The following is a 19,605-nucleotide window of genomic DNA, read 5'->3' on the forward strand; positions in this document are numbered from 1 at the left end:
AACGGATGACGACCGGATGAGCGACAACACCACCCAGGTGATCCCCGAGCCGCAGGCCCCGGCGCCCCGTCGCCGGCGTCCGCGGTGGCTGCGCCTCCTGCTCGCCATCGGCATCCCGGTCGTCGTGATCGTGGTGCTGCTCGTCGTGGTCGACACGGCCGCACGTGCCTACGCCGAGCAGCGGGTGTCCGACGAGATCGAGAAGAACCTGCCGGCCGACATCCGCGGCGAGGTGAGGACGCACATCGGCGGCTTCTCCGTGCTGCAGCAGTACCTGTCCGGCTCCTTCCAGAGGGTCGAGCTGGATGCGCCGAAGCTCGTCGTGCAGGGAGCCCCGCTGAGCGCGACCGTCGTCGCCACCGGCGTCCCGGCCGACTTCTCGAAGCCGATCGCCGACGCGACCGGTACCCTGCGCATCAGCCAGGAGTCGCTCAACACGCTCGTCAAGATCCCCGGCGCCACCGGCGACATCACCCTCGGCGACGGCACGATCGGCTACGACGGGAAGATCGACCTGCTCGGCCTCCCCGTCGGCTACACCGTGACAGCGACGCCCGAGGCGGCCGGCAAGCAGGTGCTGCTGAAGCCGGACAAGGCCAACCTGACGACCGGAGCCGGCGACGTCAACCTCAGCCGTCTGCTGCAGGCGCTGACCTCGCAGGGCCCGTTCCCGGTGTGCGCGGCGCAGTACCTCCCCGACGGCGTCGAGGTGTCCGACATCCAGGTGACCCCTGGCCACGCCACCGTCGAGCTGACCGCGAGCGACTTCGTCCTCGACCAGAAGTTCATGGCCAGCAAGGGGAGCTGTTCGTAACACGCACCGAGCGTGTCGTGCGGCCTGGATAGACTTCTGCTGTCATCTCCACCGGCTTCAGGGGCCAATCCGGGTCCGCTCGCCTAGGAGACCCCCACTCGTCGCCACCCGTGAGGTTCCCTATGGCTGATCCTGTCGCTGCGTCCAACCCGCTCGCCCCGCCGTGGCTGCACGTGCCCGCGGATGCGAACGCGCTCGCCCCGGGCCTCTGGTCCCGGACGGTCGATCGCGACGCGGGAGAGCTGGTCGTCGGCGGTCTCGCGGCGAGCGAGCTCGCCGCCCGCTTCGGCACGCCGCTGTACGTGATCGACGAGGAGGACGCCAGGGCGCGCGCCGTCGAGGTGCGGGAGGCGTTCGACCGCGCGTTCGCCGAGATCGGCACCGCCGCGAAGGTCTACTACGCAGGCAAGGCGTTCCTCAGCATCGAGGTGGCGCGGTGGATGTCGGAGGCCGGCCTCAACATCGACGTCTGCAGCGGGGGCGAGCTGGCCGTCGCGCTGGCCGCCGGCGTCGACCCGGAGCGGATCGGCTTCCACGGCAACAACAAGTCGCTCGCCGAGATCGACCAGGCGGTCGAGGCCGGCATCGGCGCCATCATCATCGACAGCGTGCAGGAGATCGGCCGCGTCGCTGCCGCAGCCGAGCGCCACGGCGTGGTCCAGAGCGTCCGCCTGCGGGTGAACAGCGGCGTGCACGCGCACACCCACGCGTTCCTCGCGACCGCCCACGAGGACCAGAAGTTCGGCATCGCGTTGGAGCAGGCGGCAGAGGCCGTGGCACTGATCCGCTCGCACGGCTCCCTCGCGTTCCGCGGTCTGCACTGCCACATCGGCTCGCAGATCTTCGGTGCCGACGGGTTCGCCGAGTCGGCCGCGCGGCTGCTCACGCTCCACAAGGAGCTCCTCGCGGGCGGCGACGTGCCCGAGCTGAACCTCGGCGGCGGCTTCGGCATCGCCTACACGTCCGCCGACGACCCCGCGCCGATCGGCGAGCTCGCCCGGCGCATCGCGGAGACGGTGGCGGCGGGATGCGAGGAGCTCGACATCCCGACGCCGGTCGTCGCGTTCGAGCCCGGCCGGTCGATCATCGGCACCGCCGGTCTGACGCTGTACACCGTCGGCACCACGAAGGACGTTCCGGTCGCGTTCCAGGACGACGGCGAGACCGCGGTCCGCCGATACGTGAGCGTCGACGGCGGGATGAGCGACAACGCCCGCCCCGCGCTCTACGGCGCCGACTACTCGGCCAGGATCGCGAACCGCGTCTCGCCGGCCGCTCCGGCCCTCGTGCGCGTCGCCGGCAAGCACTGCGAGAGCGGCGACATCGTCGTCGACGCAGAGTACCTGCCAGGCGACATCCAGCCCGGCGACCTGCTCGCCGTGCCGGTAACGGGCGCCTACTGCTGGCCGCTGTCCAGCAACTACAACCACATCGGGCGGCCTCCGGTCGTCGCGGTGCGCGACGGAGAGGCGCGGCTGATCGTCCGCGGCGAGACCATCGAGGACCTCCTCGCGCGCGACGCCGACTACACGGCGCCCGCATCCACCGTTTCCGCGTCGAAGGAGCGCAGCCAGGCATGATCGAGTACCGCAACCTCCGTGTCGCCCTGCTCGGGGCCGGCTCCGTCGGATCGCAGGTGGCGCGCCTCCTGCTCTCGCAGGGCGACGAGTTCGCCTCCCGCATCGGCGCACGCCTCGAGCTGGTGGGCATCGCCGTCCGCGACGTGGATGCGCCGCGCGACACCGACCTGCCGCGCGAGCTGTTCACCACCGACGCCTCCTCGCTGATCCTCGGCGCCGACATCGTCGTGGAGCTGATGGGCGGCATCGAGCCGGCCCGCGGCTACGTGCTGGAGGCGCTGAACTCCGGCGCCGACGTCATCACCGCCAACAAGGCGCTGCTGGCGACGCACGGCCCCGAGCTGTTCGACGCCGCCGAGCAGGTCGGCGCGCAGCTCTACTACGAGGCTGCCGTCGCCGGCGCCATCCCGATCATCCGGCCGCTGCGCGACAGCCTCGCGGGCGACCGCATCAACCGCATCCTCGGCATCGTCAACGGCACCACGAACTTCGTGCTCGACCGGATGGACGTGAACGGCGAGACGCTGCAGGACGCGCTGGCGACGGCCACAGACCGCGGATACGCCGAGGCCGACCCGACCGCCGACATCGGCGGGTACGACGCGGCGCAGAAGGCGGCCATCCTGGCCAGCCTGGCCTTCCACACCGTCGTGCCGCTGGAGCGCGTCTACCGCGAGGGCATCACGAGCGTCACCAAGGCGCAGGTGGATGCGGCCCGCGAGGCCGGCGCGGTCATCAAGCTCCTGGCGATCTGCGAGCGTCTGACCGACCCGGAGACGGGGGAGGAGGGCGTCTCGGCCCGCGTCTACCCGGCGCTGATCAGCCGCGACCACCCGCTCGCCGCCGTGCACGGCGCCCACAACGCGGTGTTCGTCCAGGCGGCCGCCGCTGGCGACCTCATGTTCTACGGCGCGGGTGCCGGCGGCGTCGAGACCGCGTCGGCCGTGCTCGGCGACGTCGTCTCCGCCGCACGGCGGCACGTGGTGGGCGGCCCTGGCGTCGCCGAGTCCACGCATGCCGACCTGCCGGTGCTCGACATCGGCCGCGTCGTCACCCGCTACCAGATCACCCTCGACGTCGAGGACCAGCCGGGCGTCCTCGCCGCGGTCGCGCGCATCCTGAGCGACGGCGACGTCAGCGTCGAGACCGTGCAGCAGTCCGTGCCGAACACCGCAACAGGACCCGTCGCGATCGCCGGAGCGGCATCCGCCGCGACCGGGCCGATTCACGGCGGCGGGACGGCCACCGCTACCCTGGTGATCGGCACCCACGAAGCCGAGGAGGCCGCACTCGCGGCCACCGTCGAGGCTCTCGCGGCGAGCGACGTCGTGACCGCCATCTCTTCCGTTCTCCGAGTCGAAGGATCGTAATGCCCCAGCCGAAGGCCTACAGTCGTCAGTGGCGCGGCGTCCTCCGCGAGTACGCGGACCGCCTGAACATCTCCGATGCCACTCCGATCGTCACGCTGGGCGAGGGCGGCACGCCGCTCATCCCGGCCCCCGCGCTGTCCGCGCGGACGGGCGCCGACGTGTACGTGAAGTTCGAGGGCATGAACCCGACCGGATCCTTCAAGGACCGCGGCATGACCATGGCGATCTCCAAGGCCGTCGAGCACGGTGCGAAGGCGGTCATCTGCGCCTCCACCGGAAACACCTCGGCGTCGGCCGCCGCCTACGCGACGCACGCGGGCATCCAGTCGGTCGTGCTCGTGCCAGAGGGCAAGATCGCGATGGGCAAGCTCAGCCAGGCCATCGCGCACAACGCCCAGCTGCTGCAGGTGCAGGGCAACTTCGACGACTGCCTCGACATCGCGCGCGAGCTGGCCACCAACTACCCGGTGCACCTGGTGAACTCCGTGAACCCCGACCGCATCGAGGGGCAGAAGACCGCCGCCTTCGAGGTCGTCGAGGCCCTGGGCGACGCCCCGGACTTCCACCTGGTCCCGGTCGGCAACGCCGGCAACTACACGGCCTACCACCGCGGCTACACCGAGGAGCTGCAGCGTGGCGAGTCCACCAAGCTGCCCCGGATGTTCGGCTTCCAGGCCGCGGGGAGCGCCCCCATCGTCCTCGGCCACGCCGTGAAGGACCCCGACACGATCGCCACCGCGATCCGCATCGGCAACCCGGCGTCGTGGGAGCTCGCACTGAACGCCCGCGACGACAGCGACGGCTGGTTCGGAGCGATCAGCGACGCCAAGATCCTCGAGGCGCACCGCATCCTCTCCGCCGAGGTCGGCATCTTCGTCGAGCCGGCGTCCGCGATCAGCGTCGCCGGGCTCCTGGAGCGCTCGGAGGCCGGAGTGATCCCCGCCGGCGCGACCGTCGTCCTCACCGTCACCGGCCACGGCCTGAAGGACCCGCAGTGGGCCCTCCGCACGGCCGACGGCTCGGACGTCCAGCCCACCGTCGTCCCGGTCGATACGACCGCCATCGCCGACGTGCTCGGCCTGGCGCCCGCCGGGCAGACCTCCGCCGCAGAGGCGACCGCGTGACCACGCCCGACCTCCGCGGCCGGACCGTCGCGGTCAAGGTCCCGGCGACGAGCGCCAACCTCGGACCGGGATTCGACACGCTCGGCCTCGCCCTCGCGCTGTACGACGAGCTCGAGGTCTCCGTCCGCGACGAGCCCGGTGCGACCGTCGAGGTCACCGGCGTCGGCGAAGGAGAGGTGGCGACCGACGAGAGCAACCTCGTCGTCCGCGCGATCGCGCACACCTTCGAGGCCGTCGGCATCCCGCTTCCCGGCCTGAACCTGCGGGCGCGCAACAGCATCCCGCACGGGCGGGGGATGGGCTCCTCCGGCGCCGCCATCGTCTCCGGCATCATGGCCGCGAAGGGGCTGCTGGAGGGCGTCGTCGACCTGGATGCGCAGACGCTGCTGGCGCTCGCGAACGACATGGAGGGACACCCCGACAATGTGGCGCCCGCCCTGTTCGGCGGCCTCACGATCGCATGGGTGACCCCGGAGGGCCCGCGGTTCAAGAAGCTCATCGTGCACCGCGGCGTCTCGCCGCTCGTGCTCGTGCCCGAGACGGTCATGTCCACCGCGCTCGCCCGAAGCCTCCAGCCGCAGTCGGTGCCCCACGAGGACGCCGTCTTCAATGTCTCCCGCTCCGCCCTGCTGGTCGCGGCTCTCATCCAGAGCCCCGAACTGCTTCACGCGGCGACCGAGGACAAGCTCCACCAGAGCTACCGCGCCTCCGCGATGCCCGAGACCGACCGGCTGATCACGCTGCTGCGCGAGAACGGCTTCGCCGCCGTCGTGTCGGGCGCGGGCCCGTCCATCCTCGTGCTCGGGAGCGACCCGAGCCAGCGTCTGGCCGCCGCGCGCCTCGTCGAGGAGTCGGCCGAGACCCGCTGGCAGCCGCTCATGCTCGCCGTCGACTTCAAGGGCGCGACGGTCAGCCGTGTCGCCGCCGAGGCCGCGACGACACGGACGGACACGCCAGCGGCCTAGCGTCGGACGGCCCCGCCGCAAGGTGGTAAACTGCAGTCGCACCCGTGAAGAACCCGCGTCACGAGCGAATTCCGCTTCCGGGTGATCTCCTAGCAATCATGCCGTCACTCCTGCCTGCCTTCCCGGCTCTCCCTTTCCGGAGAACCCGGGCGGCGACGTAGCGCGGATCCGAACGCAGCACGTTCCCGGCAGTTCATGTGACGAAGCTTCAGACGGCGCGTAAGGCGCGCCGGGGGAAAGGATCCTCTTCCGTGACTGATGTCGAACTCCACGCCGGGGGCGTGGACACCAGCGACCTGACCGGCCTCAAGGTGGCAGAGCTGCAAGCTCTCGCCGCCGGGCTCGGGCTCCAGGGCGCAACCCGGCTCCGCAAGGGCGAGCTGGTCGAGGCGATCGCCGCAGCGCGCGCCGCCTCCGCACCGGCTGACACCCTCGAGCTTCCCGAGACCGAGGAGCCGGCCGCCGAGCCGGCCGCCGCCTCCCAGGTGCTCACCGAGCCGCTCATCGCTGAGCCGCTCATCGCCGAGCCCGCAGGGGCCGAGCGCGTCGAGCCCACCGTCGGCGACCCCGTGCTCCCGCAGGCAGACGCCTCCGCCGAGCAGACCGGCGGACGTCGCCGCGGCTCGCGCCGCGTGTCGAGCCCCGACGGCACGGGCATCGCCGGTGCCACCGCCGGATCCGGCGTCGCCGCCGGATCGCACGTCAACTCCGGTGCCACGGGCGTCGAGTCGCTCATCCCCGATGTGGATGCGCTCCTCGACTCCGCACTCGCCTCCCGCGAGCAGGCGCGCGGCCAGAACGGCCAGGGCGCGCAGGACGAGCAGGGCAACGGCCAGAACCAGGGCGGCGGACGCCGTCGCCGCGGTCGCGGCCAGGGCGGTCAGAACGGCGACCAGGGCGCCGACCAGAACCGCGACGGCCAGCAGCGCGACGCGCAGCAGCGCGACGGCCAGCAGCCGCAGGCGGAGCAGGGCCAGCAGGCCGACGCGTCGCAGGGCGACGTCCAGCAGGGCGAGCAGGGCGACAACGCCGGCGAGCAGCAGGGCCAGGGCCGCAACCGCCGCAACCGCAACCGCAACAAGAACAACGGGCAGCAGAACGAGCAGGGCCAGGCGCAGGGCCAGAACCAGCCGAAGGACCTGCAGCAGGGCGGCCAGCAGGGCGACGGCCAGCAGAACCGCGGCCAGAACGCCCAGCAGCAGCTCGAGGGCGACCGCGGCCGCTACCGCGACCGCAACCGCAAGCGCCGCGGCGGCGCCCCGGGTGACGAGTTCGAGCCGGAGCTGTCCGACGACGACGTGCTCATCCCCGTCGCCGGCATCCTCGACGTGCTCGACAACTACGCGTTCGTGCGGACGACCGGGTACCTCCCGGGCGCCAGCGACGTGTACGTCTCGCTCGGCCAGGTCAAGAAGTACAACCTCCGCAAGGGCGACGCCGTCGTCGGCGCCATCCGCCAGCCGCGCGAGGGCGAGAACAACAGCCGCCAGAAGTACAACGCGCTGGTGAAGGTCGACTCGATCAACGGGCAGACCCCGGACGAGGCGGCCACCCGAGTGGAGTTCGGCAAGCTGACCCCGCTGTACCCGCAGGAGCGCCTGCGCTTGGAGACCGAGCCCAGCAAGGTCACCCAGCGGATCATCGACCTGGTCGCCCCGATCGGAAAGGGCCAGCGCGGTCTCATCGTCGCACCGCCCAAGGCCGGCAAGACCATCGTGATGCAGCAGATCGCCAACGCGATCACCGCCAACAACCCTGAGGTCCACCTCATGGTCGTGCTGGTGGACGAGCGTCCCGAAGAGGTCACCGACATGCAGCGCACGGTGAAGGGCGAGGTCATCGCCTCCACCTTCGACCGCCCGGCGGAGGACCACACCACGGTCGCCGAGCTCGCCATCGAGCGTGCGAAGCGCCTCGTCGAGCTGGGCCACGACGTCGTCGTGCTGCTCGACTCGATCACCCGCCTCGGCCGCGCGTACAACCTGACCGCGCCGGCCTCCGGCCGCATCCTCTCCGGTGGTGTCGACGCCTCGGCGCTGTACCCGCCGAAGCGGTTCTTCGGCGCCGCGCGCAACATCGAGCACGGCGGCTCGCTCACCATCCTCGCCTCGGCGCTGGTGGAGACGGGCTCCAAGATGGACGAGGTCATCTTCGAGGAGTTCAAGGGCACCGGGAACATGGAGCTCCGCCTGTCGCGCCAGCTGGCCGACAAGCGCATCTTCCCGGCCGTCGACGTGAACGCCTCCGGCACCCGCCGCGAGGAGATGCTCATGGGCCAGGACGAGGTCAAGATCACGTGGAAGCTGCGCCGCGCCCTCGCCGGGCTCGACCAGCAGCAGGCCCTCGAGATCGTCCTCGGCCGCCTGAAGGAGACCTCGAGCAACGTCGAGTTCCTGATGCAGGTGCAGAAGTCGATGCCGGCGCCGACCAACGGCCACGGCAACGCGCACTCGCACGGCCACGAGAACGACCACCGCTAGCTGCGATCAGCGCCCGCCCGCCGTGCCACCGTGCACGGCGGGCGGGCGCTTCGTCGTTCCCCGGCAGCACCCCTCCAGAAAGAAGACCCCATGTTCGAATCGGTGAACAGCCTCATCGCCGAGCACGACGACCTCCAGCAGCAGCTCTCCGACCCGGAGCTGCACAGCGACCCGGTCCGCTCCAAGCGCGTCAACCGGCGCTACGCAGAGCTCAGCCGGATCGTCGCCGCGTACAACGAGTGGAAGCAGCTGTCCGACGACCTCGACGCCGCCCGCGAGCTGGCGACGGAGGACGCGGCGTTCGCCGAGGAGGTCCCCGGTCTGGAGCAGAGCGTCGCCGAGTCGGCCGAGAAGCTGCGCCGCTTGCTCATCCCGCGCGACCCCAACGACAGCCGCGACGTGATCATGGAGATCAAGATGGGGGAGGGCGGCGCCGAGTCCGCTCTCTTCGCCGGCGACCTGCTGCGCATGTACCTGCACTACGCCGACTCCAAGCGGTGGAAGGCCGAGATCATCGAGCAGACCTCCAGCGACCTCGGCGGCATCAAGGATGTCCAGGTCGCGTTCAAGGGCAGCTCCACCGATCCCGCCGAGGGGGTCTGGGCGCACCTGAAGTACGAGGGCGGCGTGCACCGCGTCCAGCGCGTGCCGGCGACCGAGTCTCAGGGCCGCATCCACACGTCCGCCGCCGGCGTCCTGGTGTTCCCGGAGGTGGACGAGCCGGAGGAGGTCGAGATCAACCCCAACGACCTGAAGATCGACGTGTTCCGGTCGTCCGGCCCCGGCGGTCAGTCGGTCAACACGACGGACTCGGCCGTGCGGATCACCCACGTGCCGACCGGCATCGTCGTCTCGATGCAGAATGAGAAGAGTCAGCTGCAGAACCGCGAGGCCGCGATGCGCGTGCTCCGCGCCCGGCTGCTGGCCCGGCAGCAGGAGGAGGCGGACGCCGAGGCCGCGGAGTTCCGCAAGGGCCAGATCCGCACGATGGACCGCTCCGAGCGCATCCGCACGTACAACTTCCCGGAGAACCGGATCGCGGACCACCGCACCGGCTACAAGGCCTACAACCTCGACGCCGTCATGAACGGCGCCCTCGACCCCGTCATCGAGTCGAACATCGCCCTCGACGAGGAGACCCGCCTCGCCGACCTAGCCACCGACTAACCCCTTCCCACCCACCGTCGAGTCCGCAAACTTTGGACGCTGGGTGTGCTCCGAACGTGCAAAGTTTGCGTACTCGACGGTGGGCGCAGAGGGCGAGAGCTGAGGGAGGGCGCGCGGTCAGCGGAGGGCGGTGGTCGCGCGGTCCCGGGTCGTGAGGTCGCGGTGCGTCGCGGCAGCGCGCCAGCCGTCAGCGGTCAGGAGGTCGCGGATCGCCGCGCCCTGCAGCTCGCCGTGCTCGAGCACGAGGGTGCCGCCCGGGCGGAGCAGACGCTGGGCGACCCGGGAGATCGTGCGCACCACGTCCAACCCGTCCGGGCCTCCGTAGAGCGCGGCGTGCGGGTCGTGCAGCCGGACCTCGGGATCGCGCGGGATGCCGTCGTCCGGCACGTACGGCGGGTTCGAGATGACCACATCCACCGTCCCGTCGAGCTGCGGGAGCGCGTCGGCGAGGTCGATGAACACCGGCGTCAGGTTCGTGGCGCCGACCTCGTCGATGTTCCGGCGCGCCCAGATGAACGCCTCCGGCGAATTCTCGACCGCGTACACGCGTGCGTGCGGCACCTCCGTCGCGAGGGCCAGCGCGATCGCGCCGCTCCCGGTGCCGAGGTCGACCGCGACCGGCTCGGGCGAGGGGACGGCGCGGAGCGCGTCGATCGCGAACTGCGCCACCTGCTCCGTCTCGGGCCGCGGTACGAAGACACCCGGCCCGACGTTCAGCTCGAGCGAGCGGAACGGGGCGCGGCCCGTGATGTGCTGCAGCGGCTCCCGGGCGGCTCGGCGTTCGACGAGGGATCGCAGCGTCGCGGCGTCCTCGGGAGGGAGTTCCGCATCCATCACGACGAGTGCCTGGACGCGGCCACGGCCGACGCCGAGCACGTGCCCGACGAGGAGTTCGGCATCCACCTCCGGGTCGGGGACGCCCGCGCGCGACAGTGCGGCGACGGCATCGTCCCGGGCGGATCGGACGGAGACGGCGCCGGAGGACGCGGCGGGGGATGCGCCAGGAGCAGGGGTGGTGGGGGTCATCGCCAGAAGAGCCTAGCGGCTGGCGCACGGCGTCTAGAGTGGAGACGCGATCACGCATCCCCCTGTCGTCATCCACCGTACGAGAGCACGAGGAACAGGCCATGTCAGGTCACATCTACGAGAACGTCACCGAGGCCGTCGGCCGTACGCCGCTCGTCCGCCTCAACCGGCTGACCGAGGGCGTCGACGCGACGATCCTCGCCAAGCTCGAGTTCTACAACCCGGCCGGCAGCGTCAAGGACCGCATCGGTGTCGCGATCGTCGACGCCGCGGAGAAGGCCGGAGCCCTCACGCCCGGTGGCACGATCGTCGAGGCCACCAGCGGCAACACCGGCATCGCGCTCGCCATGGTCGGTGCGGCGCGCGGCTACAAGGTGATCCTCGCGATGCCCGAGACCATGAGCAAGGAGCGCCGTGTCCTGTTGCGCGCGTTCGGCGCCGAGATCGTGCTGACGCCCGGCCCCGACGGGATGCGCGGAGCGGTCGAGACGGCGCAGGACATCGTCGCGAAGACCGACAACGCCATCTGGGCGCGCCAGTTCGCCAACGAGGCCAACCCGGCCATCCACCGCGCCACCACGGCGGAGGAGATCTGGGAGGACACCGCCGGCGACGTCGACATCTTCGTCGCGGGCGTCGGGACCGGTGGCACGATCACCGGCGTCGGCCAGGTGCTCAAGGAGCGCAAGCCCGGCGTCACGGTGGTCGCCGTCGAGCCGCTCGACTCGCCCATCCTGAACGGCGGCAAGCCGGGACCGCACAAGATCCAGGGGATCGGCGCGAACTTCGTGCCCGAGATCCTCGACACCACCGTGTACGACGAGGTGGTGGACGTCTCCTTCGACGACGCGCTCGACGTGGCGAAGCGGCTCGCCAGCGAGGAAGGCATCCTCGCCGGCATCTCGTCCGGTGCGATCGTCTGGGCGGCTCTTCAGCTCGCGAAGCGTCCGGAGAACGCGGGCAAGACCATCGTCGCGATCGTCTGCGACACCGGTGAGCGGTACATCTCCACGCCGCTCTGGGCCGACCTGCTGGACTGAACGGGGTGCCGATCTTCCGAGCGCGCGAGGACATCCGCAACGCGCGCAGGCACGACCCTGCGGCCCGCACCGGGTTCGAGGTCGCCACGGCGTACTCCGGGCTTCATGCCGTGTGGTCGTATCGCATCGCGCACCGGATGTGGCGCGCGGGCCTGCGGACGCCCGCCCGGCTGCTGTCGCAGTTCACTCGCTTCCTGACCGGGATCGAGATCCATCCGGGCGCGCGCATCGGTCGCCGTTTCTTCATCGACCACGGGATGGGCGTGGTGATCGGCGAGACGACGTGGATCGGCGACGACGTCATGCTCTACCACGGCGTCACGCTGGGCGGCCGGGGGAGCGGGCACGGCAAACGGCATCCCACGGTGGAGGACGGCGTGATCGTCGGCGCCGGGGCCAAGGTGCTCGGTGCGATCACGATCGGGGCGCGCTCGGTGATCGGGGCGAACGCCGTCGTCACGCGGGATGCGCCCGCCGACTCGCTGCTCGTCGGCGTGCCGGCGCATCCCCGCCCCCGCTCGGGCCACGAGCAGATCGCGGGCGACGACTGGATCGACCCCGCCATGTACATCTGACCCGTTCCGCCCACCGTCGAGTACGCGAACTTTGCACACGACGCGCGGCGCGAGCGTACAAGGTTTGCGGACTCGACGGCGGGCGGAGGGGTGCGGCGCGGAGTGGGCGAGCGTCAGCGGGCGGCGCGTTCCGCCTCACGGGCGGTGCGCTCGCGGGCGCGCGCGATCGCCTCGCGCTCGTTCTTGCGGGCCTCGCGGAGCCGCGACTCCGCCTCCCGGCGCGCCTTCGCCGCCTCGCGAACCGCCTTGTCACGCGGGATCGGCTCCGGCCGATCCTCGTACGGGGTGACGGGCTCGCCGCTTCGCCGTGCGGCCATGTACGTCGCGATGCCGTCGAGGATGCGCTCCAGTCCGAACGCGAAGTCGTCCTGGTCGTCGGCGCCGTCGGAGTCCGCGTAAGCACCGGATGACACGAGCGGCGCCAGGTCGGGGAAGCGCTCGGGCGTCACCAGCTCGGCGAGCGCTGCGGTGAACGCCTCGCCGTGAGCGGGCGGAGCGTCGGCGGAGCGCGAGCGGCTCACATCGCGCTCGACGATGGCGACCGCGCGGGCGTACGACGACAGCAGCAGCGCTGTCGACATCTTCTCGGCGTCCGTGAGCGGGAGGCCGCGCATCTCACGGAGCCCCCAGTCCAACACGGCCAGGTTGTTGGGCATCAGCGGGATGCCGCTGATCGGGATGTCGGGGAACCACGGGTGCGCCTGGATCACCTCGATGCTCGCCATGGCCCACCGCCGCAGACCGGCGCGCCAGTCGTGATCCGAGCCGTCCGTGCGCGAGCCTTCCTGGCTGACAGTGTCGCCGCGCCGCGCCAGCTCATCGTCCGGCGGGATCGGGATGGCGCAGACCGCGTCCTGCATCAGAGCGAGGACGTCGTCCTTGCTGGTGACGTAGCGGTAGAGCGACATCGTCGTGAAGCCGAGGTCGCCGGCGATGCGGCTCATGGACACCGCGCCGAGGCCGTCGGCGTCCGCGATCTCGATGGCCGTGTCGACGATGCGCTCGATGCTCAGTTCGCGCTTCGGCCCCCGCTGCGGGTGTTCGGCGACGCCCCAGCTGAGCGCGACGGCGCGGGGGAGGACGTCCTCGACGTCGTCGGCCATGGTCCCGCCCTTCTCATCCCGTGTTCCCGGATCTTCGGGATCAGGTGTTGACACTCATCCTAGGACTGTGTATCACTTAAACAGTTGTTTACAGCATAAACAGTTTAGGCAGCACACAGAAGGGAAAGTCCGATGAACGGAACCGCGATCGAGGTGGTCGGCCTCCGCAAGTCCTTCGGGGAGCAGACGGTCCTCGACGGCATCGACCTGCGCGTGCGGTCGGGGAGCGTCTTCGCGCTGCTCGGGCCGAACGGTGCGGGCAAGACGACGCTGATCACCATCCTCTCGACCCTGGTCCGGCCCGACGCGGGAAGCGTCACGGTCGCCGGTCACGACGTGGTCGCCGAGCCCGAGGAGGTGCGGCGCGCGATCAGCGTGACGGGCCAGTCCGCGGCGGTCGACGGCGTGCTCACCGGGGAGGAGAACCTGCGGATGATGGCACGGCTCTCCGGCTTCACCGCCGCAGAGTCGCGCCGAAGGGCCGGCGAGCTGATCGACGCGTTCGACCTGGCCCCGGCGGCACGCAAGCGCGTCAAGACCTACTCCGGCGGGATGCGACGGCGCCTCGACCTGGCGCTCAGCCTGGTCGCGACGCCGCCGGTCATCTTCCTGGACGAGCCGACGACCGGCCTCGACACCCGCAGCAGGCAGGCGCTCTGGGACATCATCCAGGACCTGGCGCGCCGGGGAACCACCATCCTGCTCACCACGCAGTACCTCGAGGAGGCCGACCAGCTGGCCGACCGGATCGCGGTCCTCGACCACGGCACGATCGTCGCCGAGGGGACCGCCACCGAGCTGAAGGCGCGCGTCGGCGGCGAGGTCGTCGAGCTCCGCGACGCGCACGGCGAGATCGTGCGGGAGGTGCCGACCGACGGAAGCGTCGAGGCGCTCCGCGACGCCATCGACACGCTCGACGCCCTCCGCGTCCCCGGAGCCTCCATCGGCATCCGCAAGCCGTCGCTCGACGACGCCTTCCTCGCCCTGACCGGGCAGTCCGTCCAGAACGTCCCCCAGAACACCTCGAGCGAGAAGGAGGTCGTCCGATGACCGCTCTCACCGTTCCTGTCCGCTCGGCGCGGCGGGTTTCGCCCCTCACGAGCACCCTCGTCTTCGTGGGCCGCAGCGTCCGTCACTCGCTCCGTGACGTCGACGCCCTCACCATGGCCATCGCGCTTCCGGTGATCCTCATGCTGCTGTTCACGTTCGTGTTCGGCGGCGCCATCGACCGCTCGGGGGATTACGTGCAGTACGTCGTGCCCGGCATCATCCTGCTGTGCGCCGGTTTCGGGGCGTCGAGCACCGCGGTGGATGTGGCCAACGACATGAGCGACGGCATCGTCGACCGCTTCCGGACCATGCCGCTGCGGTCCCGCGGCGTCGTGACCGGACACGTGGTGGCGAGCCTTCTGCGGAACCTGGTCGCGACCGGTGTCGTCATCGGCGTCGCCCTGCTGCTGGGCTTCCGCCCGACCGCGGATGTGGCGCAGTGGATCGGCGCGCTCGCGATCGTCGCCCTGTTCATCCTGGCGATCACCTGGCTGTTCGCCGCCATCGGCCTCGCCGCGAAGAGCCCGACCGCGGCGAGCGGGTACGGCTTCGCCGTGCTGTTCCTGCCGTACCTGTCGAGCGCGTTCGTGCCGACGGACACGATGCCGGACTGGCTGCGGTGGGTGGCGGAGAACCAGCCGATCACTCCGATCATCGAGACGATCCGCGCGCTGCTCTTCGGCCGCGACCCCGGCTCGGACCTGTGGTGGGCGCTCGGCTGGTGCGCTCTCATCGTCGCGGCCGCCTACGTCTGGGCCGCCTGGCTCTTCCGCCGCTCCGCCGGTCGCCGCTGAACCCCCTCCCACCCACCGTCGAGTCCGCACAAATTGCACACGCCCCCCGCGTGTCGCGTGCAAAGTTTGCGGACTCGACGGTGGGGGAGAGGAGAAGAGGGAGGGGTCAGCGGGCGGCGAAGGCGTGGAGGGCGTCGAGCATGCCGTCGGTGTCGAAGGTGCCGTCCTCGCGTTTGGCGAAGTGGTACGCGTGCATCCCGCACTCGCGGGCGCCCTCCACATTCGCGATCGAGTCGTCGAAGAGGATGGCGTCCTCCGGCCGCACCCCGAACCGCCCGAGCGCCCTGGTGTAGATCCGGCGCTCGGGCTTCCGTGCGCCGAGCACGGCCGAGACCAGGTCGTTGTCCTGCAGCACGTCGACGATCTCGGGCGTCAGCACCGGCAGCGAGTCCTTGAACGGGATGGGGTTGTTCGACAGCAGCGACACCGTCCCCAGCGTCGCGGCCTCGTGCAGCGCCGCGATCGCGCCGGGGATGGGCGTCATGGCCGCTTTCCGCGCCTCCTGCCACTGCGCGAGCGTCAGCCGGGCGCCGGTCACCTCGGCGAACGCCTCCAGGTACTCCTCGCTCGTGGCGTACTCGCCGATCTCGGCCGCACGCTCGTGTCCACCCGCCCACCAGCTGGATGCGAGCCGGTACTGGCTCACGCCTCCCAGCTCCGCGAGCTTGGGCAGCCGCTTGTGGAAGTCGTAGTCGTAGAGCGTCTTGTCGCAGTCGAAGAAGTAGACATCCATCCCCTCCAGTATCGTCCTCCCAGTCTGGGCTTCCGCGCCCCGGCTATCATTGAGCCGTCATGGCCTCCATCTACGACTGCTCCGTCGACTCCGAGCTGCTCACCGGCATGCGCCTCGCACGGGCCGCGATCGGGCGGGGCGAGCTCGTCGTCATCCCCACCGACACCGTGTACGGGGTGGCTGCGGACGCCTTCAGCCCCGCCGCCGTGCAGCGCCTGCTCGACGCGAAGGGACGCGGCCGCCAGTCGCCGCCCCCGGTGCTGGTCCCCGGCATCCCGACGCTCGCCGCCCTCGCCGAGCGGGTGCCGGACGAGGTGGATGCGCTGGTGAAGGCCTTCTGGCCCGGCGGCCTCACGATCGTCCTGCCCGCGTCGCCGTCGCTGGTCTGGGATCTCGGCGAGACGAAGGGCACGGTCGCCCTCCGCATGCCGAAGGACACGATCGCGCTCGAGCTGCTGTCCGAGACCGGTCCGCTCGCCGTGTCGTCCGCGAACCTCACCGGCCGCCCGGCCGCCCGCACCGCCGCAGAGGCCGAGGCCATGCTGGGCGACTCCATCTCCGTCTACCTCGACGGGGGAGAGGCCGGCTCCGACTACGAGCGCGTCGAGGGCAAGGACTCCTCGTCGACGATCGTGGACGCGACCGCTCTGGCCGCCGGCGTGGGCGGTCTGCGCATCCTGCGCCACGGCGTCATCTCGGTCGATCAGCTGCGCGAGGTCGTCGGCGACGCCCTGGACGAGCCGGCGGCCGCTGCGGACGCCGCACCGTGACCCTCCTCCTCGCCCTCGCACTGATCTCGGCCGTCATCACGTTCGGGATGTCGTTCGTCGTCTACAAGCTGGCGATGCGGTACCGCCTGTACCCGAAGATCCGGGCTCGCGACGTGCACACCCGCCCGACGCCCCGCCTCGGCGGCGTCGCGATGTTCCTCGGCATCCTGGTCGCCTTCGGCGTCTCGTGGCTGCTGTCGAGCCAGTTCGGCGTGCTGACGCTGATCTTCTCCGACCAGGGGCCGATCCTCGCGATCCTGGGGGCCTCCCTGCTCATCGTCGTGATCGGCGTCGCCGACGACATCTGGGATCTCGACTGGATGACGAAGCTGGCCGGGCAGTTCGTGGCCGCCGGCCTCGTCGCCTGGCTGGGCGTGCAGATCTACTCGCTGCCGATCGGCGGCCTCACCGTCGGCTCGCCGGTCATGTCGATCATCATCACGCTGTTCGCCATCGTGCTGGTGATGAACGCGATCAACTTCATCGACGGCCTGGACGGGTTGGTCGCGGGCGTCGCACTGATCGCGAACGGCACGTTCCTCGTCTACACCTACCTCCTGCAGCGCGAGATCAGCCCGCAGAACTACTTCAGCCTCGCCGGCGTGATCGCCGCGATCCTGGTCGGCGCCTGCGCCGGGTTCCTGCCGCTCAACTGGCACCCCGCGAAGATGTTCATGGGGGATGCGGGCGCGCTGCTGATCGGCCTGCTCATGGCGACCTCGGCGATCTCGGTGACGGGGACGATCAACCCGCAGGACCTGCAGACGCTCGGCCGGTCGTCGCTCGTCCCGGCGTTCATCCCGATCATCCTGCCGTTCGCGGTGCTCATCATCCCGCTGCTCGACTTCGGGCTCGCGGTCATCCGCCGCCTGCGCGCGGGCAAGTCGCCGTTCAGCGCCGACCGCAAGCACCTGCACCACCGACTGCTCGACATGGGTCACACCCACCTCCACGCGGTGCTCATCTTCTATGCGTGGACGGCCGTGCTGTCGATCGGCTGCCTCTTGTTCTTCTTCGACCCGTATTGGATGGCGATCGTCTTCGTCGCGATCGGGCTCGTGGTCTGCACCGCGTTCACGCTCGCTCCGCTGAGCCGCAGGAAGGCGAACGAGGCCGTCGCCGAGCTCGCACCGGCGGGCAGCCGCGAGGCCGCGGAGACAGCGCGCTTCGACCAGCTGGATGCGGCGAGCGAGAGCACGCCGGCCACGCCCGCATCCCCGACATCCCCGACCGCTCTGACCGAGGAGACCCGATGACCGACCAGCAGGACGGAGCCACCGCCCCGCGGCCGGCCCAGCCGCCCGCCCAGCCCACCTCGACGCCCGTGCTGAGGGATGTGCTGAAGTACGGTCTGATCCTGGCCGCGGGGATCGCCGTCGTGGGGATGCTGCTCGGCGGTCTGTTCGCCGGATGGGTCGGCGTCACGAGCGCGCTGATCGGCACCGCGATGGCGGCGGTGTTCCTGTCGATCACGGCGCTCAGCATCCTGATCGCCAACCGTTTCATCGGCACCGACCTGTTCGTTGGCCTGTTCTTCGGCATCGTCCTGGGCGGCTGGATCGTCAAGTTCGTGCTGTTCCTGGTGCTCGCGATCCTGCTGCGCGACCAGCCCTGGATCAACCCCGTCGTGCTCTTCCTCAGCCTCATCGCCGGGGTGATCGGATCGCTCGTGGTGGACATGATCGTGGTCTTCCGCTCCCGCGTTCCCTACGTCAGCGACGTGACGCTGCCGGGGGAGAAGCGCTGACCTGTATCCAATTCGTTATGGGCTGAAAACTCTTGTAGAGTTATGAGCGATCCCCCACCCCGTTCGCGCCCGAGAAACTCTGAGGTCGCGAGAAGTGCAGGGTGTCCCACCGTTCGTCGTCGCGAGAGCTGTTTCAGCTCGACGCCCCGAAACAGGAGATAGCGCTGTTAGCTAACGCTGTGAACCTGCTGGTCCAGGCCGCAAGCTCCGATGATGGAAGCTTCCAGGGTCCCTCGATCAACGAGTTCTTCCCCCCGACCCTGTTCACGATCGGTGACCTCGAGTTCAACCGCATCTTCGTGGTTCGCGCTCTCGCGACCATCGCGCTGATCCTCATCTTCTGGCTCGGCACCCGCCGGATGCGCCTCATCCCCGGCCGCTTCCAGTCGGTCGTCGAGATGGGTCTCGACTTCGTGCGCGTCAACATCGCGGAAGACCTGCTCGGCAAGAAGGACGGCCGCCGGTTCCTGCCGCTGCTGACCACCATCTTCTTCATGGTGCTGTTCTTCAACATCACCGGCATCATCCCGTTCCTCAACATCGCCGGCACCTCGGTCATCGCCGTGCCGCTGCTGCTCGCGATCGTCGCGTACATCGCCTTCATCTACGCGGGCGTCAAGAAGAGCCCGAAGAACTTCTTCAAGAACGCGCTCTTCCCGCCCGGCGTTCCGTGGTTCCTCTACATCATCGTGACGCCGATCGAGTTCGTCTCGACCTTCATCCTGCGTCCGATCACCCTGACGCTGCGACTCCTGATGAACATGGTCGTCGGGCACCTGCTGCTCGTCCTGTTCTTCCTCGCCACGGAGTTCTTCTTCTTCACGGCGGGCGGCTGGTGGTCGCTGTTCGGCGTCGGCACCTTCGCCTTCGGCTTCGCATTCACCGTCTTCGAGATCCTGGTCGCAGTCCTGCAGGCCTACGTCTTCGCACTGCTCACCGCTGTCTACATCCAGCTGGCAGTCGCCGAGGAACACTAAGAACGATCCGCGCACCCGCACGGATCGCCATCACGGAAGGAAACACACAACGTGGACATCGCTGCAATCAACGGCAACATCGCCACCGTCGGTTACGGCCTCGCGGCCATCGGCCCGGCCATCGGCGTGGGCATCGTCGTCGGCAAGACCATCGAGGGCGTCGCTCGTCAGCCCGAGCTGGCCGGCCGCCTCCAGGTCCTGATGTACATCGGTATCGCATTCACCGAGGCGCTCGCGTTCATCGGTATCGCTACCTACTTCATCTTCCAGTAATCCTCTTTTCCCTCAGT

Annotated in this window: 19 protein-coding genes; 16 read left to right on the plus strand and 3 right to left on the minus strand. The window is 70.1% G+C overall.

Translation table 11 applies throughout. The features are described 5' to 3' along the window. Window positions 1–16 precede the first annotated feature (16 nt). The 7 genes from AXZ95_RS07090 (at window position 17) to prfA (ending at window position 9,500) form a co-directional block, all read left to right on the plus strand. A complete protein-coding gene (locus AXZ95_RS07090) occupies window positions 17–814 on the plus strand; it encodes a DUF2993 domain-containing protein (protein WP_018190330.1) in 798 nt (265 codons plus the stop codon). Between the two features lie 122 nt (window positions 815–936). Beyond that, window positions 937–2,394: a diaminopimelate decarboxylase gene (gene lysA, locus AXZ95_RS07095; RefSeq protein WP_018190331.1), complete on the plus strand. Its 1,458-nt coding sequence runs from the start codon at window positions 937–939 to the stop codon at window positions 2,392–2,394. After that, window positions 2,391–3,764, plus strand: coding sequence for a homoserine dehydrogenase (locus tag AXZ95_RS07100; RefSeq protein ID WP_018190332.1), 1,374 nt, complete (start codon window positions 2,391–2,393; stop codon window positions 3,762–3,764). Before lysA ends, AXZ95_RS07100 begins: the two co-directional genes overlap by 4 nt. After that, window positions 3,764–4,888: a threonine synthase gene (gene thrC / locus AXZ95_RS07105; protein WP_018190333.1), complete on the plus strand. Its 1,125-nt coding sequence runs from the start codon at window positions 3,764–3,766 to the stop codon at window positions 4,886–4,888. Before AXZ95_RS07100 ends, thrC begins: the two co-directional genes overlap by 1 nt. Then, window positions 4,885–5,853, plus strand: a complete 969-nt coding sequence (gene thrB / locus AXZ95_RS07110) for a homoserine kinase (RefSeq protein WP_018190334.1) — start codon at window positions 4,885–4,887, stop codon at window positions 5,851–5,853. Before thrC ends, thrB begins: the two co-directional genes overlap by 4 nt. 251 nt (window positions 5,854–6,104) lie before the next feature. Next, complete coding sequence (gene rho, locus AXZ95_RS07115) at window positions 6,105–8,333, plus strand: transcription termination factor Rho (RefSeq protein WP_018190335.1); 2,229 nt, start codon at window positions 6,105–6,107, stop codon at window positions 8,331–8,333. A gap of 90 nt (window positions 8,334–8,423) precedes the next feature. After that, window positions 8,424–9,500 (plus strand): peptide chain release factor 1, encoded by a 1,077-nt coding sequence (gene prfA, locus AXZ95_RS07120; RefSeq protein ID WP_018190336.1) that lies wholly within the window; start codon window positions 8,424–8,426, stop codon window positions 9,498–9,500. Window positions 9,501–9,617: 117 nt separating this feature from the next. Here the strand turns inward: prfA and prmC are convergent, their stop codons facing one another. Further along, window positions 9,618–10,526 carry a peptide chain release factor N(5)-glutamine methyltransferase gene (gene prmC, locus AXZ95_RS07125; RefSeq protein ID WP_018190337.1) on the minus strand — a complete coding sequence of 303 codons (909 nt, stop codon included), beginning with the start codon at window positions 10,524–10,526 and terminating at the stop codon, window positions 9,618–9,620. Window positions 10,527–10,627: 101 nt separating this feature from the next. Between prmC and cysK the strand changes: the two genes are divergently transcribed. Both cysK and epsC read left to right on the plus strand, forming a co-directional pair. After that, window positions 10,628–11,566, plus strand: a complete 939-nt coding sequence (cysK, locus tag AXZ95_RS07130) for a cysteine synthase A (RefSeq protein ID WP_018190338.1) — start codon at window positions 10,628–10,630, stop codon at window positions 11,564–11,566. A gap of 5 nt (window positions 11,567–11,571) precedes the next feature. After that, complete coding sequence (gene epsC, locus AXZ95_RS07135) at window positions 11,572–12,141, plus strand: serine O-acetyltransferase EpsC (protein WP_018190339.1); 570 nt, start codon at window positions 11,572–11,574, stop codon at window positions 12,139–12,141. 113 nt (window positions 12,142–12,254) lie between these two features. Here the strand turns inward: epsC and AXZ95_RS07140 are convergent, their stop codons facing one another. Next, window positions 12,255–13,244: a TetR/AcrR family transcriptional regulator C-terminal domain-containing protein gene (locus AXZ95_RS07140; protein WP_018190340.1), complete on the minus strand. Its 990-nt coding sequence runs from the start codon at window positions 13,242–13,244 to the stop codon at window positions 12,255–12,257. A 132-nt stretch (window positions 13,245–13,376) separates the two neighbouring features. Between AXZ95_RS07140 and AXZ95_RS07145 the strand changes: the two genes are divergently transcribed. Further along, on the plus strand, window positions 13,377–14,294 hold the full coding sequence (locus AXZ95_RS07145) for a daunorubicin resistance protein DrrA family ABC transporter ATP-binding protein (RefSeq protein ID WP_018190341.1): 918 nt from the start codon (window positions 13,377–13,379) through the stop codon (window positions 14,292–14,294). Continuing rightward, window positions 14,291–15,088: an ABC transporter permease gene (locus tag AXZ95_RS07150; RefSeq protein ID WP_018190342.1), complete on the plus strand. Its 798-nt coding sequence runs from the start codon at window positions 14,291–14,293 to the stop codon at window positions 15,086–15,088. Before AXZ95_RS07145 ends, AXZ95_RS07150 begins: the two co-directional genes overlap by 4 nt. 106 nt (window positions 15,089–15,194) lie before the next feature. Here the strand turns inward: AXZ95_RS07150 and AXZ95_RS07155 are convergent, their stop codons facing one another. Next, window positions 15,195–15,821 carry an HAD family phosphatase gene (locus AXZ95_RS07155; RefSeq protein ID WP_018190343.1) on the minus strand — a complete coding sequence of 209 codons (627 nt, stop codon included), beginning with the start codon at window positions 15,819–15,821 and terminating at the stop codon, window positions 15,195–15,197. A gap of 59 nt (window positions 15,822–15,880) precedes the next feature. On the opposite strand from AXZ95_RS07155, the gene AXZ95_RS07160 reads away from it, so the two are divergent. The 5 genes from AXZ95_RS07160 (at window position 15,881) to atpE (ending at window position 19,588) form a co-directional block, all read left to right on the plus strand. After that, window positions 15,881–16,591 carry an L-threonylcarbamoyladenylate synthase gene (locus tag AXZ95_RS07160; protein WP_018190344.1) on the plus strand — a complete coding sequence of 237 codons (711 nt, stop codon included), beginning with the start codon at window positions 15,881–15,883 and terminating at the stop codon, window positions 16,589–16,591. Beyond that, window positions 16,588–17,847 carry an MraY family glycosyltransferase gene (locus tag AXZ95_RS07165; protein ID WP_018190345.1) on the plus strand — a complete coding sequence of 420 codons (1,260 nt, stop codon included), beginning with the start codon at window positions 16,588–16,590 and terminating at the stop codon, window positions 17,845–17,847. The genes AXZ95_RS07160 and AXZ95_RS07165 overlap by 4 nt, the downstream gene beginning before the upstream one ends. Then, window positions 17,844–18,338 carry a hypothetical protein gene (locus AXZ95_RS07170; protein ID WP_018190346.1) on the plus strand — a complete coding sequence of 165 codons (495 nt, stop codon included), beginning with the start codon at window positions 17,844–17,846 and terminating at the stop codon, window positions 18,336–18,338. The genes AXZ95_RS07165 and AXZ95_RS07170 overlap by 4 nt, the downstream gene beginning before the upstream one ends. A gap of 179 nt (window positions 18,339–18,517) precedes the next feature. Continuing rightward, window positions 18,518–19,315 (plus strand): F0F1 ATP synthase subunit A, encoded by a 798-nt coding sequence (gene atpB, locus AXZ95_RS07175; RefSeq protein WP_018190347.1) that lies wholly within the window; start codon window positions 18,518–18,520, stop codon window positions 19,313–19,315. A 51-nt stretch (window positions 19,316–19,366) separates the two neighbouring features. After that, complete coding sequence (gene atpE, locus AXZ95_RS07180) at window positions 19,367–19,588, plus strand: ATP synthase F0 subunit C (protein WP_018190348.1); 222 nt, start codon at window positions 19,367–19,369, stop codon at window positions 19,586–19,588. Window positions 19,589–19,605: the final 17 nt, after the last annotated feature.

Origin of the sequence: Leifsonia sp. 115AMFTsu3.1 (assembly GCF_004362795.1) — a bacterium.
Lineage (GTDB): Bacteria > Actinomycetota > Actinomycetes > Actinomycetales > Microbacteriaceae > Leifsonia.

Excerpts from the sequence above, each read along its gene's own strand:
- AXZ95_RS07145 (WP_018190341.1), top strand. The coding sequence starts at position 13,377 with ATGAACGGAACCGCGATCGAGGTGGTCGGCCTCCGCAAGTCCTTCGGG.
- cysK (WP_018190338.1), top strand. The coding sequence starts at position 10,628 with ATGTCAGGTCACATCTACGAGAACGTCACCGAGGCCGTCGGCCGTACG.
- AXZ95_RS07170 (WP_018190346.1), top strand. The coding sequence starts at position 17,844 with ATGACCGACCAGCAGGACGGAGCCACCGCCCCGCGGCCGGCCCAGCCG.
- lysA (WP_018190331.1), top strand. The coding sequence starts at position 937 with ATGGCTGATCCTGTCGCTGCGTCCAACCCGCTCGCCCCGCCGTGGCTG.
- AXZ95_RS07160 (WP_018190344.1), top strand. The coding sequence starts at position 15,881 with ATGGCCTCCATCTACGACTGCTCCGTCGACTCCGAGCTGCTCACCGGC.
- AXZ95_RS07140 (WP_018190340.1), bottom strand. The coding sequence starts at position 13,244 with ATGGCCGACGACGTCGAGGACGTCCTCCCCCGCGCCGTCGCGCTCAGC.
- AXZ95_RS07150 (WP_018190342.1), top strand. The coding sequence starts at position 14,291 with ATGACCGCTCTCACCGTTCCTGTCCGCTCGGCGCGGCGGGTTTCGCCC.
- prfA (WP_018190336.1), top strand. The coding sequence starts at position 8,424 with ATGTTCGAATCGGTGAACAGCCTCATCGCCGAGCACGACGACCTCCAG.
- prmC (WP_018190337.1), bottom strand. The coding sequence starts at position 10,526 with ATGACCCCCACCACCCCTGCTCCTGGCGCATCCCCCGCCGCGTCCTCC.
- AXZ95_RS07155 (WP_018190343.1), bottom strand. The coding sequence starts at position 15,821 with ATGGATGTCTACTTCTTCGACTGCGACAAGACGCTCTACGACTACGAC.
- thrC (WP_018190333.1), top strand. The coding sequence starts at position 3,764 with ATGCCCCAGCCGAAGGCCTACAGTCGTCAGTGGCGCGGCGTCCTCCGC.
- AXZ95_RS07100 (WP_018190332.1), top strand. The coding sequence starts at position 2,391 with ATGATCGAGTACCGCAACCTCCGTGTCGCCCTGCTCGGGGCCGGCTCC.
- AXZ95_RS07090 (WP_018190330.1), top strand. The coding sequence starts at position 17 with ATGAGCGACAACACCACCCAGGTGATCCCCGAGCCGCAGGCCCCGGCG.